This is a genomic window from Acinetobacter sp. 1294243, assembly GCF_000588015.1.
GTDB lineage: Bacteria > Pseudomonadota > Gammaproteobacteria > Pseudomonadales > Moraxellaceae > Acinetobacter > Acinetobacter pittii.
Genome location: NZ_JFXG01000002.1, coordinates 255,546 through 269,177 on the forward strand (window position 1 = coordinate 255,546; position 13,632 = coordinate 269,177).

General features: G+C 37.6%; 16 protein-coding genes and 1 pseudogene. 8 read left to right on the forward strand and 9 right to left on the reverse strand.

Annotated elements, in window-relative coordinates; translation table 11 throughout:
* Positions 1-54 precede the first annotated feature (54 nt).
* From gspM to J655_RS08900, 5 genes are read right to left on the reverse strand one after another with little or no spacing between them, the layout of a single operon-like run.
* On the reverse strand, positions 55-534 hold the full coding sequence (gene gspM, locus J655_RS08880) for a type II secretion system protein GspM (RefSeq protein ID WP_005073507.1): 480 nt from the start codon (positions 532-534) through the stop codon (positions 55-57).
* Positions 534-1,673 carry a type II secretion system protein GspL gene (gspL, locus tag J655_RS08885; RefSeq protein WP_017480783.1) on the reverse strand — a complete coding sequence of 380 codons (1,140 nt, stop codon included), beginning with the start codon at positions 1,671-1,673 and terminating at the stop codon, positions 534-536. Before gspL ends, gspM begins: the two co-directional genes overlap by 1 nt.
* A gap of 23 nt (positions 1,674-1,696) precedes the next feature.
* Positions 1,697-2,152 (reverse strand): SixA phosphatase family protein, encoded by a 456-nt coding sequence (locus J655_RS08890; protein ID WP_005068324.1) that lies wholly within the window; start codon positions 2,150-2,152, stop codon positions 1,697-1,699.
* A 56-nt stretch (positions 2,153-2,208) separates the two neighbouring features.
* A complete protein-coding gene (locus J655_RS08895; protein WP_002115297.1) occupies positions 2,209-3,282 on the reverse strand; it encodes an NAD(P)H-dependent glycerol-3-phosphate dehydrogenase in 1,074 nt (357 codons plus the stop codon).
* 34 nt (positions 3,283-3,316) lie between these two features.
* A complete protein-coding gene (locus tag J655_RS08900; protein ID WP_005073504.1) occupies positions 3,317-3,892 on the reverse strand; it encodes a nitroreductase in 576 nt (191 codons plus the stop codon).
* A gap of 204 nt (positions 3,893-4,096) precedes the next feature.
* Between J655_RS08900 and J655_RS08905 the strand changes: the two genes are divergently transcribed.
* Positions 4,097-4,477 (forward strand): hypothetical protein, encoded by a 381-nt coding sequence (locus tag J655_RS08905; protein WP_005068317.1) that lies wholly within the window; start codon positions 4,097-4,099, stop codon positions 4,475-4,477.
* Between the two features lie 37 nt (positions 4,478-4,514).
* Here the strand turns inward: J655_RS08905 and rhlB are convergent, their stop codons facing one another.
* Both rhlB and J655_RS08915 read right to left on the reverse strand, forming a co-directional pair.
* On the reverse strand, positions 4,515-5,666 hold the full coding sequence (gene rhlB / locus J655_RS08910) for an ATP-dependent RNA helicase RhlB (RefSeq protein ID WP_002115257.1): 1,152 nt from the start codon (positions 5,664-5,666) through the stop codon (positions 4,515-4,517).
* Positions 5,667-5,775: 109 nt separating this feature from the next.
* Positions 5,776-5,988 (reverse strand): cold-shock protein, encoded by a 213-nt coding sequence (locus J655_RS08915; protein ID WP_000126912.1) that lies wholly within the window; start codon positions 5,986-5,988, stop codon positions 5,776-5,778.
* Positions 5,989-6,361: 373 nt separating this feature from the next.
* Between J655_RS08915 and J655_RS0104270 the strand changes: the two genes are divergently transcribed.
* From J655_RS0104270 to J655_RS08935, 5 genes are all read left to right on the forward strand, one after another.
* A complete protein-coding gene (locus J655_RS0104270; protein WP_005068314.1) occupies positions 6,362-6,607 on the forward strand; it encodes a sulfurtransferase TusA family protein in 246 nt (81 codons plus the stop codon).
* A 133-nt stretch (positions 6,608-6,740) separates the two neighbouring features.
* Positions 6,741-7,607 carry an RNA polymerase sigma factor RpoH gene (rpoH, locus tag J655_RS08920; RefSeq protein WP_002115267.1) on the forward strand — a complete coding sequence of 289 codons (867 nt, stop codon included), beginning with the start codon at positions 6,741-6,743 and terminating at the stop codon, positions 7,605-7,607.
* A 110-nt stretch (positions 7,608-7,717) separates the two neighbouring features.
* A complete protein-coding gene (locus J655_RS08925; protein WP_005068311.1) occupies positions 7,718-8,083 on the forward strand; it encodes a DUF423 domain-containing protein in 366 nt (121 codons plus the stop codon).
* A 13-nt stretch (positions 8,084-8,096) separates the two neighbouring features.
* Positions 8,097-8,294, forward strand: coding sequence for a sulfur carrier protein ThiS (gene thiS, locus J655_RS08930; protein WP_002115323.1), 198 nt, complete (start codon positions 8,097-8,099; stop codon positions 8,292-8,294).
* Positions 8,295-8,307: 13 nt separating this feature from the next.
* Positions 8,308-9,093, forward strand: a complete 786-nt coding sequence (locus tag J655_RS08935) for a thiazole synthase (RefSeq protein WP_001154366.1) — start codon at positions 8,308-8,310, stop codon at positions 9,091-9,093.
* 197 nt (positions 9,094-9,290) lie between these two features.
* Here J655_RS08935 and yaaA read toward each other — a convergent pair whose 3' ends face one another.
* A complete protein-coding gene (gene yaaA, locus J655_RS08940) occupies positions 9,291-10,070 on the reverse strand; it encodes a peroxide stress protein YaaA (RefSeq protein WP_032005330.1) in 780 nt (259 codons plus the stop codon).
* Between the two features lie 125 nt (positions 10,071-10,195).
* Between yaaA and J655_RS08945 the strand changes: the two genes are divergently transcribed.
* Positions 10,196-10,828 (forward strand): alpha/beta hydrolase, encoded by a 633-nt coding sequence (locus tag J655_RS08945; protein ID WP_017386507.1) that lies wholly within the window; start codon positions 10,196-10,198, stop codon positions 10,826-10,828.
* A gap of 56 nt (positions 10,829-10,884) precedes the next feature.
* Here J655_RS08945 and rtcR read toward each other — a convergent pair whose 3' ends face one another.
* Positions 10,885-12,486 carry an RNA repair transcriptional activator RtcR gene (gene rtcR / locus J655_RS08950; protein WP_032005329.1) on the reverse strand — a complete coding sequence of 534 codons (1,602 nt, stop codon included), beginning with the start codon at positions 12,484-12,486 and terminating at the stop codon, positions 10,885-10,887.
* A gap of 67 nt (positions 12,487-12,553) precedes the next feature.
* Here rtcR and J655_RS08955 point away from each other — a divergent pair.
* Positions 12,554-13,507: pseudogene (locus J655_RS08955) on the forward strand (ribonuclease Z); the annotation flags it as partial.
* Positions 13,508-13,632: the final 125 nt, after the last annotated feature.

The following is a 13,632-nucleotide window of genomic DNA, read 5'->3' on the forward strand; positions in this document are numbered from 1 at the left end:
TATAGGCACAGGGAGCACAAAACACCATGCTTAAGACCAGCATATTTTAATATGTTATTGAACCGTCGCTGTTAATTTAATCTGACCTTCACTTGAAACCATTTCCATTTTTTCAATACTTAAGCCCATTTGTGCCAGTTGGGTTAAAAAGTTAGCTAAAATTGCGTAATTCTGATGAGTAACAATAATTTGTAACTGCTCGCCATTTTGCTGAGAAGTAACCGTTAAACCTTGCTGTTGAGCTACACGTTGTATTTTTTCTGCCTGCCCCAGCTCAAGCTCACTCGCAGGTTTCATAGTGACTGCATTACTTTGCATCCACACCATCAAATCTTTTAAATCATTTAAGCGCTGTTGCTGCTGTTCTGCTAAGGAATGCATTTTCCAAAGTGAAGCCCCAATAATAGCCACTACAACAAAAATTGTAGTAAAGACCACCATGATACGTTCACGGACAGTCAAACGGTCTAAATATTGATTAACTTGTTCGATCCACTGATCAAAGCGGTTTTGCAATTGAGCTAACATTTTCATTATTGTATTTTCACCGCCCCAATAGCCCCACCACCATCGGCTTGAACATTACCTAACTCCGCCTTAAATCCTTGCTGATTAAGCTGCTGTGTTAAAGCTTGCAAATCATCTGCCGATTTTGCTTTCAAGGCCATGGTTAGTGTAGAAGCATCATAATTTAATTGCTGAGCTAAAATTTGTCTTTGCATCAAAATAGGTCCAACACGACTCAATAAAGAAAGTGCTTGTGTATCGCCTTGTTTACTCATTCTTAAATGACTTTCAAATTGGCTTTTTATATTTTGTTCATTTACGCGACTAGAAGGACCAAACCAATATTTATATTGCTCAATTGTCTGCTCAGCTGTTTGATTTGCTACATTTCTTAATTTTACCCAACGCAACAAATCATAGCTAAACTGAACTACTATAATTGCTAACAGAATAACAGCACATGCTTTCCAGTAACCTGAGACAGTTTGCTCTTGTCCTTTGGCTTTTGGCAAAACATTAAAAGGATGCTGTTTAGGTTTATCTAAACCCTGAAATTGATAAAAAAACTCTGAACGTTGCTCAATACTAGAAGCTGCTTCTAAGCTTTCTAACTGTTCTACCGTTAACCCACTATATTGATAGTTTGTTTCAACTGGCTGGAATTCCAAAAACAATCCCAAATCATCTAGTGAATTACCGACCCATTTACTTTCACGCGCCAGTAATTTTTGGTCAATATTACACAGTATAACTTGCTGTTCTTGTGGTTCCGGCAAGATCAAAAAATCTGGCAACAAAGCAACCAGCTTGATTGGCAACAGATTCATCGCATGTTGCCATGTTTCCACAGTAGTTTTTGCAACGCCCAATATTGTTAATTGATCAGCATGAAAATGATGAACTACTTTCATGTGATCAATAGGCAAAGTTACAAACTCTTCAAGCAAATATTTAACACCATCTGCTCCAAGTTGCTTGTAATGAGACTTTGCTATGTGTTGCTGGAATACCTGAGCATGACGACTAGGAAAAAAGACGACAGCCTCTTTTCCTTGGTGCAATTGTAGGTCTTGTATTAATTGATCAAGGCTTTCAGCCTGCAACCAGTTTTCTCCGTTAGACCAATGCCATATTCCATTGGTTTCAGGCATCCATAAATACAGCATAATGGGCTAAATAACCTTTTTAATTATATTGTGGGTATAAAACTATTTTTTTGTGTTGATAAACCAGTTGCAATCACAGCCTGATCATAAATTCGAGCTTCAGCCAGTGCAAATGGATTAAAGTTTTCATGGGTCAGGAGTTCAGCAATATGCCCTACTACATTCATATGACACACGACCACAATTGACTCATAAGGAATCTGAGACAACCACTCGACTGCCTCTTTGGCGTTATCATCCGGTTTAATTTTATCGCATAACAACACAGGCACATCTTTAAAATAAGCTTGAATATGTGCCAATGTCTCTTGAGCACGTAACAAAGGACTAACTACAAAAATATCAGGCTTAACAATATCTTTTAAAAATGTTGCTGTCTGTTCTGCTTGAGCATGTCCACGAGCAGTAAGAGGGCGTTTAGTGTCGTTACCATTTACAGGTGGAGCGGCTTCCCCATGGCGAACCAATGTCAGTTGCATAAATTTTCCTTGTTAATAATTCCTGCATTATAACCACAATTTATGACATTTCTTCTTCAGACTTCGTGATGAGGTAAAACAAATTCAACATCACTACGGTGTCCGTTTTTCATAAGAGATAATGCAATATTTAAAGGAGGCGCCCCTTCGAAAATAACTTCATATAAAGCGTTAGTGATAGGCATATAAACATCTAGTTCTTCTGCTTTACCACGCACCTGAACAATTGTATTAATGCCTTCTGCTGTCTGCCCCAACTCTTTACTTGCCTGATCCAGCGTTTTACCCGAACCTAAAGCATAACCAATCTGATAATTACGGCTTAAAGGACTATTACAAGTCGCGAATAAATCACCAACACCTGACAACCCCAAGAATGTAAGCGGATTTGCACCTTGTTTTACTGCAAAACGGCTCATCTCAGCCAACGCACGCGTTAAAATCATACTCTTGGTGTTTTCACCAATTTTGTAAGCGGCACCAATTCCCATTGCAACCGCATAAATATTTTTAAGTGCACCACCTAATTCCACTCCGTGTACATCATCACTACCAAAAACACGGAATAAAGCACTATGCAGAGCATGTTGCACAGCATAACGAACTAACTCAGAATCACTGGCAATAACGGTGCCAGACGGCATACCCGCCATAATTTCTTTTGCAAGGTTTGGACCTGAAAGTACACCATAAGGAACTTCAGGTAATTCTTCACGAATGATATCGCTCATGAAGCTGAAAGTTTTAGCTTCAACACCTTTGGTCAAAGACACAACCGCTTGTGCAGTAATATAAGGAGCGATTTGTTTTAAGACATCGCGGAATGAGTGACTTGGAATTGCGACTAAAATAATATCTCGGTCACATACAGCTTGTTCAAGATCAGACACAGCGCGTAATGATGACTCTAAAATAAAATCTGGCAAATAACGTTTATTAATGTGGGTTTTATTAATTTCCTCAGCTGTTTCGGCATCACGAATCCAGATCATGGTATCGCAACCATTACGTGCAGCTAAATTTGCCATAGCCGTTCCAAAGCTTCCTCCCCCTAGAACGGTAATACGTAAAGCAGTTTTTTTATCAACCGCAACAGGTTCCACCAAATCTGTAAACTTAAATTCAGCCATCTTTTATTATCCTATTTCTTACTTCTACAGACGTTTAAGCCTGCCAAACTTTTACGAATTCTTTACTTTCAATATCTGCACGTGGTGCAATTACTTTAGCTGCTGTGCCGACGTAAATAATACCTGAAATTAAATCACGAGGTTGCAGACCTAAATGCTGTTTTAACCAATTTGATTCGACAACTGCACCACTACGCCACATGGTCGAAAAACCTTGAGCTTGTAGAGATAATAAAAGATTTTGTACTGCGGCACCCGTACTTAAGATTTGTTCGAAATGCGGTACTTTCGGATGATCTTGTAGTTGTGTAAGCGCCAAAATGAGTAATGGTGCGCGAAAAGGATGTTGTTTAACACGTTCGAGTTGAGCGGGATCAGTTTCACCTAAATCTGCTAGAGCCTTTGCTAAAACTTCACCAAAAGCACCACGTTGTTCGCCTGAAACAACCACAAAACGCGTTGGCTTAAGTCTATGATGATCTGGAGCAGTCAAAGCTGCTTGGAAAGCTAACTCTAATTGCTCTGTACTTGGAGCTGGCTCAACTAATTGGCCAATAGACTGACGCTGATGAATATTTTGGTGAATTATTTGTATTGCTGATTCCGTCATTAATATTGATCTAACTCAAAAATTCAAAATAGATTAGCATAATCTACCGTTAATCCACCATTGAATCTAGCTTATAAAATTAGCGAACTCTCACTTTGACATTTTTTAATACAAAACATCAAAACTCATACAACGTCTTCAAAATCAACTAGAAAACTTATGTTCAAATAGCTATGTCTTTTAGCGATTAACTTTAGGTGCATTATGAAAAAAATAATTTTAGCGAGCGCAATGAGCGGTGTTGTTTTATTACTTGGTGCTTGCGCAACTACTCCTAAAAATACTTTAGCAGTTCAAAAAGAAAATAATCAGTTTGAAGTTACAGGTATTGGCAAAACCAATTTAATTGCGAAAAATAATGCGATTACTGCAGCTCAAAAAACTTGCTCAAAAAGCACTACACCAGTCGTTGTAGATGAAAAAACAACATATAACGGTGTATTAAAAGATGTTGTAAGTGAAAAAACCGGTCAAATGGTTGAAGCAGCAGCAGGCGTTATTGGTACATTAACTGGTAAAAATGCATCTTTAGCAAAAGATGATGACTACCAAACAACGCTTACTTTCTATTGTAAAATTAATTAATCAAAAAAATCCCAATCAAATGATTGGGATTTTTTTATTAGCAATAACCATCTAATCTGGTCAGTGGTAATTTTTTACCAATTGCTTTTTCAATTTCGGGTAAATAAAAGGCATCATCTTCAGATAAGAAACTAATACTTACCCCTTGTGAGCCAGCACGACCTGTACGACCAATACGGTGTACATAATCATCAGATTGTTCAGGCAATGTAAAGTTGATGACATGCGACACGCCATCCACATGAATACCACGACCAGCAACATCTGTCGCAATCATAATATTATGTTTACCTTGCTTAAATTGCTCTAACATTTTTAAACGTTTATCTTGAGCAATCTCACCAGAAAGCATACCAACTCTATATCCATCTTTCTTTAAATGATCATAAAGACGGCGGACTTGGTCACGTCGATTAGCAAAAATCATGACCTTATCGATTGGCTCTTCACGCAAGATATCTTGCAGTAAACGATATTTATCTTGTTTAGCTACAACATAAACACGTTGCTCTACATCGTTATTGGTCTTTTGTTCAGGCTCAATTTCAACAGTTACAGGTTCAAATAACCATTGTCTTGCCAAATTCAAGACGTCATAACTAAACGTCGCTGAGAACATGAGTGTCTGACGTTGTTCCTTACGGGGTGAATAACGAACAATACGTTTTACCGAAGGAATAAAGCCCATGTCTAATAAACGGTCAGCTTCATCAATGACTAAAAATTCAATTTGATCGAGCCAGACTTCTTTTTGTTCTACAAAATCGATTAAACGCCCAGGTGTGGCTACCATGATATCGACAAAATTAGCATCAAGTTGCTTCTTCTGCTTATCGAAATCAACACCACCCAATAGGGTCACTAAATGTAAATTAGAGAATTTTGTGAGAAATTTCGCATCACTTTCAATTTGCAATGCCAACTCACGAGTAGGCGCCAAGATTAAAGCACGAGGCTCGCCACGGAAGCGTTGCTCTTGAATCGGATTATTGAGTAAATCATTAATTACACTAATCAGAAAGGCAGCTGTCTTACCTGTTCCTGTTTGTGCTCGCCCAATTGCATCATGCCCGGCTAATGTATATTTTAAAACCTTTTGCTGAATTGGGGTCATTTGAGTAAACCCTAAAGCATCAATCGCCTTTTTAAGTTGCGGATGTAAATTCAAGGTTTCAAAACCAGATGTCATAAATACGCGCTCTAACAAACAATCTCTCGAATGAGAAGATCATTATAAACAAAAACGCCCCAATTCAAAAATTGGAGCGTCCATCATTCATCAAAAAGATGAATTAGTCTTAGTCTAAAGGCTGAACGTTTTCAGCTTGAAAACCTTTTTGACCTTGTACAACGCTAAATTCTACACGTTGACCATCACGTAGAGAACGGTGACCGTCACCTACGATCGCACGGAAGTGAACGAATACATCGTCGCCGCCGTTACGTTGAATAAAACCAAAGCCTTTAGTGTCATTAAACCACTTTACTACGCCTTGTTCACGAGCTGTCATAAGTCAATCCTCAGATGTTGAAAAAAGGACCTTCCGGTGTTGCAAACAGCAGAGCAAACAAGGTTTTAAAATATTTATAATCTTAAAGCTTGTAATCATTCTGTAAAACTATCAACAATTTCCGGTTACATCCATTTGTTATAGGGTTATTAAATCAATTTGATTGTGTGGTAAATCCTAAAACGGTTCGAGCTTAACACGGGTTTATGACAATTAATAGAATTTTTTTCAAATATTTCCCCTATTTTTAGTTCTTTTTTTAAACAGCTTATTACAATATTTTTTATAGAAATTCCCTGCATCTTCTTTCATAAAATATGCTGTATTTATTAAAAATTTGTTAGAATATTTTTTTTAGTTGTTTTGATGATGAATGAGCAATACTTCTTCTAATACAGCACCCATTGAAATTAATGCCCTTGGACAACCCTGCCCAATGCCATTGTTAATGCTAAAACGTGAACTTAAAAAAGCGTCAGGCAAACAACAATTTTTATTAAAATCTTCAGATCCTCATAGTGAAATTGATGTAACTCGTTACTGTGGTTTACATCATTTTACGTGTCAAACTACACACATATCAGAAAGAGAATTTCACTATTTAATTGAAACTCAATAATTCTTTGCTAAACTAAAAGATTAGAAATTGCATAAAATTTTACATTTCTCTACCCAATTTTCCTTAATTATGAAGCTGATTCAAATTAAGATGAATTTATTGGTTATCCCATTTGATCCTATAAGGAGAACTCATGAGTGACAGCAGCAATCAATTGATGCCCCTGTCATTGTCTGCGCCCGGTGTAAACCTTGGTGCATATATCAGTACTGTCAATCAGATTCCTATTTTAACGGCTGAGCAAGAAAAAGAACTTGCTGAACGTTATTATTATGACCAAGATCTTGATGCCGCAAAAATGCTGGTAATGTCGCATTTACGTTTTGTCGTTCATATTGCGCGCAGCTATGCAGGTTATGGCCTACCACAAGGCGACCTTATTCAAGAAGGTAATTTAGGCTTAATGAAAGCCGTGAAACGTTTCGACCCAAATATGGGCGTGCGTCTAGTATCTTTTGCCGTCCACTGGATTAAGGCAGAAATTCATGAATATGTTATTCGCAACTGGCGTATCGTCAAAATTGCAACAACAAAAGCTCAGCGTAAATTATTTTTCAATTTACGTAGTTTAAAAAAATCGAGTAAAAAGTTAACGCTCGAAGAAGCTCAATCAATTGCTAATGACTTAAATGTAACTCCAGAACAAGTTCTGGAAATGGAAGGTCGTTTAACTGCTTATGATGCTGCTTTTGAAGCACAAGGCGATGACGACGACGATACTCCACACACAGCACCTGCGTTATATCTTGAAGATAACCGCTACGACCCTGCCCGTTTAGTCGAGAACGAAGACTGGGAAGAGCAAAGCACTTCAGCCTTGCATGATGCAATGGACCAGTTAGATGACCGTTCGCGTAATATTTTACAACGCCGCTGGTTAGATGATGATAAATCTACTCTTCACGAGTTAGCAGCTGAATATAATGTTTCGGCAGAACGTATTCGTCAGCTTGAAAAGAATGCGATGGAAAAGATTAAAACTGCCATGTCAGCAAGCTAAAATAAATTTAAAAATAAAAGGGCGAATCGCCCTTTTGTTTTATCTGGCTATGTTTAGCCAACCCAATCTATGTTAACGTTGCCTTTCATTATTCAGTTGCGTTTTTTGTTATGTGGATCGCCATTTCAGCCCTTAATCTTGCTTTTGCAGTCATGTTGGGTGCTTTTGGAGCACATGGTCTTAAAGCTCACGCGGGTCCTGAGCAACTTGCTTGGTGGCAAACTGCAACCGACTACTTTTTTTATCATGCGCTTGGCCTACTAGCCCTTGGTATTTTAAGTAAGGTTCTTCCTCATTTCCCAATCAAGTTATCTTTCTTGCTTATCCAAATTGGTATTCTATTCTTTTGTGGTTCGCTTTATATCATGGCGCTGGGTTTACCACGAATATTAGGTGCAATTACGCCAATCGGTGGAGCCTTAATGATTGCGGGATGGCTAATCTTGGCTTGGAATGCTTTCAAATACGCAAAATAATCGGAATGTGATCATGCAAATTTATTTAAATGGCGAATTAACGGACACGCCTAGCCAAAACCTGTTGCAACTTATTCAGGAGTTGGCACTTGAAGGAAAACGTTTTGCTGTCGAGCACAACCAGCAAATCGTTTCTAAAAGCAAATTAGAGCAAATTTCTATTGCTCAACATGACCGTATCGAAATTATTCACGCTGTTGGCGGCGGCTAAGTCGGAGTTATCCATGCAAGACACCCCTCTCATTATTGGTTCACGTTCTTTTCAATCTCGCTTATTGGTCGGAACTGGCAAATATAAAGACTTAAATGAAACGGATTTAGCTATTCAAGCCAGTGGTGCAGAAATCGTAACTGTCGCAATCCGCCGTGTGAATATTGGACAAAATCCAGATCAACCGAATTTACTGTCTGTCATTCCACCAGAAAAATATACAATTTTACCAAATACCGCAGGTTGTTTTGATGCTGATAGCGCAGTACGTACCTGCATGTTAGCGCGTGAGTTACTTGATGGTCACAACCTAGTAAAACTTGAAGTTTTGGGCGATGAAAAAACCTTATATCCAAATGTAACCGAGACCTTAAAAGCGGCCCGTACTTTGATTGATGATGGTTTTGAGATTATGGTCTATACCTCTGACGACCCAATCATTGCTCAAGAACTTGAAAGTATGGGCTGTGTTGCGATTATGCCTTTAGGTAGTCTAATTGGTTCAGGTTTAGGTATTTTAAATCCACATACCATTTCAATTATCAAAGAAAATGCGAAAGTTCCAGTTTTAGTTGATGCAGGTGTTGGCACAGCAAGTGATGCTGCTATTGCGATGGAACTCGGTTGTGATGGTGTATTGATGAATACAGCGATTGCAGCTGCGCAAAACCCTATTTTGATGGCTTCAGCAATGAAAAAAGCTGTTGAAGCAGGACGTGAAGCATTTTTAGCAGGTCGTATGCCACGTAAACGCATGGCAAATGCAAGCTCGCCAGAAACAGGTTATTTCTTTAAATAATCATTTCTTGTGAGAATACAGCCTTTAACTGCCGTTTTAACTTTAATGCGACTTGTATAGGCATTTTACTTTTCAAAGATGAAAAGTAACAAAAATCTTTTGTTTCGCTGATATTACATCCATGTAATACAGCGAAACAGTGGCATCCATGCCACTTCACGATAATCATCGCTTACGAGAGTTTAAGTTGAGTAAGACTAAGCCTGTTGCTCATCACGTTTAAATACCAACTCTTTTGCCGATGAGTTATCAGCATCAAAGTAATAACCCTCGGTATTAAACGCTTTGATGTCTTCAGCTTTATTTAATTGGTTTTCAATCATAAAACGAGCCATTAAACCGCGTGCTTTTTTCGCATAGAAACTAATGACTTTATATTTGCCATTTTTCTGGTCAAGGAAAACAGGCTTTACAATTTCAGCCTTAATTTTCTTTTCATTGACAGACTTGTAATATTCATCTGAAGCTAGATTTACCAGCAATTCAGATTTAATTGCTGCCAAGTCTTCATTAATTTGGTTAGTGATGATATCACCCCAGAATTCATACAAATTATGACCGCGAGTATTTTTTAATTTAGTACCCATCTCTAAACGATAAGGCATCATTAAATCTAAAGGACGCAATAAACCATATAAACCAGAGAGCATACGCAAATGCTGCTGTGCAAAATCAATATCTTTGTCTTTTAAATGATAAGCATCTAAACCGGTGTAAACATCCCCTTTAAATGCATAGATTGCTTGGCGAGCATTTGAGAAATTAAATTCGGGATTCCAATCTCTAAATCGATCTGCATTTAATGTGGCAATTTTCTCACTCACACTCATTAAACTCGCAATTTCCGAAGCAGAAAGTTTGCGACAAACATCAATTAATTGTGCTGAGTTTTCTAACAAGCGAGGCTGAGTAAACTCATCTGTAGGTAACGCTGTTTCATAATCTAAAGTTTTTGCAGGAGAAATTAAAGCAAGCATAGACAACCTGAAAAAATTATTCTTAATACCAACTATAACAGTAGATATTTTTTAATGCTAACTCGTGTTTTCAATGACGACTATCGGTAAAATAGCACTACGTATTGTTATTTAGCGGTTCTTATATGTCTGAGCAAACTTTCATCCAGGGTCCAGTAGGTAAAATTGAACTTTTCGTTGACCGCCCTGAAGGTGAAATCAAAGGCTTTGCGGTTGTTTGCCATCCGCACCCATTGCAAGGTGGAACTCCTCAACATAAAGTCCCTGCTCTTTTAACCCAAATTTTTAATGAATATGGTTGTATTGTTTATCGTCCTAGTTTCCGTGGTTTAGGGGGCAGTGAAGGCATTCATGATGAAGGCCATGGTGAAACTGAAGATATCTTAGCTGTAATTGAGCACGTTCGTAAGCTTCATGAAGGCCTACCATTTTATGCAGGCGGTTTTAGCTTTGGCTCACATGTTTTAGCAAAATGCTTTGCACAGCTTGCACCTGAATTACGACCTGTACAGTTAATTTTATGTGGTTTACCAACAGCTACTGTAGTAGGTTTACGTCACTATAAAACTCCTGAAATTCAAGGTGATATTCTACTCATTCATGGTGAGCAAGATGATATTACTTTACTTTCAGATGCAATTGCATGGGCCAAACCGCAGAAGCATCCAATTACGATTTTGCCGGGCGCTAACCACTTCTTTACAGGTTATTTAAAACAGCTTCGTCAAATCATTACACGCTTTATTATCATGAAATAACAGTAACTTGATGGGCATAACTTGAGAGTATGTCCATCATTTTATAAGCCGTGTCATTATTGAAAATTATTCCAACTTAACCCAAAACGTGCCAAATATTTTTTTACTCGGTCGCTATCATTTGTTGTATTACGTTGTTGTCGAGATACTGAAAAGAGTTGTCTCCCAGCCTCTGCCATTGATTTTGAATTTTCACAGACTTTGAGTACACCTCGTAATTGAATCTGATCAAATTCATCTATTTGTTTTATTTGTTCAGAATCCAAATAGCTCAACAAAATATCTGTATTTTTATCATTGTAAGATTCATCCTGAATAAGCCAAAGCTGCTTTAGACGTTGAATTTCTTTTTCTACAGCTTCACGGCGAATTAACTCACCTTGCGATAAAGTTGCCAAACGAGTTACGCTCGCTGCTAAATCTCTAAAATTTCCTTGCCATGATGCATCTACTGATTTAGCAAACTTTAAATATGTTTCTAAAGCATCACGTTGAAAACGTAATTGTCTTTGATGAATTGCAGCAAAACGCTGTAGCTCAAAATCAATATTGGGTGCAATATCTTCTACACGGTCTTTTAAATTGGGCAAAAAGAACGTCCACGTATTCAAACGAGCCCATAAATCTTCACGAAAACGGCCAGCTTGAACCTCATTACGCAAATCACGGTTAGTACCCGCTATTAGCTGAAAATCGACTTGAATTTCTTTATCACTTCCAACGGGAAAAAAGCTTTTGTCTTCTAGCGCTTTTAGCAGCATAGCTTGTTCATCAAATCCCAATTCACCAATTTCATCTAAAAATAAAATACCTTGGTCAGCACTTTTTAATAAACCAGCACGAGAAGCTGCTGCTCCTGTAAATGCACCTTTTATATGACCAAATAAAGTTGACATGGCACTATCACCACGTAAGGTTGCACAGTTAACATCAATAAAACGACCATTTAATTGAAATTTATCTTTCTTTAACTGAAAAATTTGTTTTGCTAAATGAGACTTACCAACCCCTGTTGCCCCCATTATTAAAATAGGCGCACTAGAGCGGGTTGCAACTAATTCAACTTCCTCAATAAGCTGATTAAACGCTTTATTATGAGTAGAAATATTTGCTTTAAGTTGTTGCCAATTTTGTTTTTGTTCATCATCGAATCGCTGTTTTAAAACATCGTATCGAGACAAATCCAGATCAATAATTCTATATTCACCTTCTGAGGTCTTTTGCTGACTAGGTGAACTTTGGATAAGTTGAGCTGGTAAATAATGCGCATCTATCAATAAATACCAACAAATTTGAGCAACATGCGTTCCCGTTGTGATATGCAGTAAATAGTTATTTTTTTCGACATCAAACGGATAGGTTTTTACAAAGTCATAGAGTGCACCATAAACTTCAGCAAAATCCCAAGGATCTTTAATACTTACCTTATGTCCAGAAACTTCAGTTTGTGGAGAGATCTCTTTAGCATCTGCTGCTATAGATTTAACTAAATTATGATGTTGTCGATCATGTAACAGCACCAATTCATCTACAAGCAAATCTTCATGCATTAACAGGCTAATCGTAGGACGCCAACGCTGCCATCTATCTGGCTTTCTCCCCTGATCAAGTGTAGAACCGACAAAGCCAATAACGACTGTTTTCTTTGCATCCGCCATAATTTCTATAAAATTTTATAAGTGTCTATAATATACAATACGCATTTGACCAAAAAATTCCAAGAATATGCTTCATTTTACTTTTTTAGGCACATCTTCAGGTATACCAACCCTAACACGTAATGTTTCAGGATTAGCAGTTCGTAACAGCAAAAATAAAGACTGGATTTTAATTGATGCCGGCGAAGGTACACAGCACCGCGTTCAACAAGCCAAACTTTCATTACAAAACCTAGTTGCCATTTGTATTACACACGTTCACGGCGACCATTGTTATGGTTTAGTTGGTTTATTGGCAAGTGCAGGCATGAATGCCCGTAGCAAGCCCTTAATCGTGATTGCACCGAAAGAAATTCAGCAATGGTTTAAAATCACTGCCCAGCTTACAGACTTACATTTGCCATATTCCCTTCAATTTATTGATGTAAATGAAGCAACACAGCCACAACAAATCACTGACGAATTCATTGTTCAAGCACATCCACTAAGCCATCGTGTTCCAAGTTTTGCTTTTAGCATTTACATCAAATCGATTCAGAAGAAGTTAGATACCCAAGCTCTAACCCAGTTAGGCGTACCTCAAGGCGATATGTGGGGCCATTTAAAACGAGGCTACGATGTTAAATTTGACGGAAAAACTTTAAAAGCTCAAGACTTTATCAAAATTCAAAATCACCAAGTTCATGCAATTATAGGTGGTGATAATGACCAACCAGAACTATTAGCTGACGCTTGCAAAGATGCCCAACTCCTTATTCATGAGTCTACATACTTACAAACGGTTTTAGATAAAGTCGGCAAAGGTCCAATGCATAGCTCAGCAAAAATGGTGGCTGAATTTGCAGAACAGCAATCTTTAAGTAATTTAATTCTGACGCATTTTAGCCCCCGACATCAGGATAAAGCTGGGCAGCAAGCTATTACTGAAGAAGTTCGCCAGTTTTATAAAGGTCATTTTTATTTAGCAAATGATTTTGATGAATTTACTTTAAATGAAGCTGGACAGCTTTTAAAAGTCGAAAAAATTATAAGACCAATTAAATACATATATCCAAAAAGATATTTAAATATATTTATGGATATATTTTTAACATTAAAAGTCACCAATAAAATTTACTAGATATAGTTTAAAATTATTTTTATCTA

What these genes read in the sequence shown, in the direction of transcription:
- J655_RS08890 (WP_005068324.1), bottom strand. Translation starts at nt 2,152, where the DNA reads ATGCAACTGACATTGGTTCGCCATGGGGAAGCCGCTCCACCTGTAAAT.
- rhlB (WP_002115257.1), bottom strand. Translation starts at nt 5,666, where the DNA reads ATGACATCTGGTTTTGAAACCTTGAATTTACATCCGCAACTTAAAAAG.
- J655_RS08915 (WP_000126912.1), bottom strand. Translation starts at nt 5,988, where the DNA reads ATGACAGCTCGTGAACAAGGCGTAGTAAAGTGGTTTAATGACACTAAA.
- rtcR (WP_032005329.1), bottom strand. Translation starts at nt 12,486, where the DNA reads ATGGCGGATGCAAAGAAAACAGTCGTTATTGGCTTTGTCGGTTCTACA.
- J655_RS08900 (WP_005073504.1), bottom strand. Translation starts at nt 3,892, where the DNA reads ATGACGGAATCAGCAATACAAATAATTCACCAAAATATTCATCAGCGT.
- gspL (WP_017480783.1), bottom strand. Translation starts at nt 1,673, where the DNA reads ATGCTGTATTTATGGATGCCTGAAACCAATGGAATATGGCATTGGTCT.
- J655_RS08905 (WP_005068317.1), top strand. Translation starts at nt 4,097, where the DNA reads ATGAAAAAAATAATTTTAGCGAGCGCAATGAGCGGTGTTGTTTTATTA.
- J655_RS08935 (WP_001154366.1), top strand. Translation starts at nt 8,308, where the DNA reads ATGCAAGACACCCCTCTCATTATTGGTTCACGTTCTTTTCAATCTCGC.
- J655_RS08895 (WP_002115297.1), bottom strand. Translation starts at nt 3,282, where the DNA reads ATGGCTGAATTTAAGTTTACAGATTTGGTGGAACCTGTTGCGGTTGAT.
- thiS (WP_002115323.1), top strand. Translation starts at nt 8,097, where the DNA reads ATGCAAATTTATTTAAATGGCGAATTAACGGACACGCCTAGCCAAAAC.
- gspM (WP_005073507.1), bottom strand. Translation starts at nt 534, where the DNA reads ATGAAAATGTTAGCTCAATTGCAAAACCGCTTTGATCAGTGGATCGAA.
- yaaA (WP_032005330.1), bottom strand. Translation starts at nt 10,070, where the DNA reads ATGCTTGCTTTAATTTCTCCTGCAAAAACTTTAGATTATGAAACAGCG.
- J655_RS08925 (WP_005068311.1), top strand. Translation starts at nt 7,718, where the DNA reads ATGTGGATCGCCATTTCAGCCCTTAATCTTGCTTTTGCAGTCATGTTG.
- J655_RS08945 (WP_017386507.1), top strand. Translation starts at nt 10,196, where the DNA reads ATGTCTGAGCAAACTTTCATCCAGGGTCCAGTAGGTAAAATTGAACTT.
- J655_RS0104270 (WP_005068314.1), top strand. Translation starts at nt 6,362, where the DNA reads ATGAGCAATACTTCTTCTAATACAGCACCCATTGAAATTAATGCCCTT.
- rpoH (WP_002115267.1), top strand. Translation starts at nt 6,741, where the DNA reads ATGAGTGACAGCAGCAATCAATTGATGCCCCTGTCATTGTCTGCGCCC.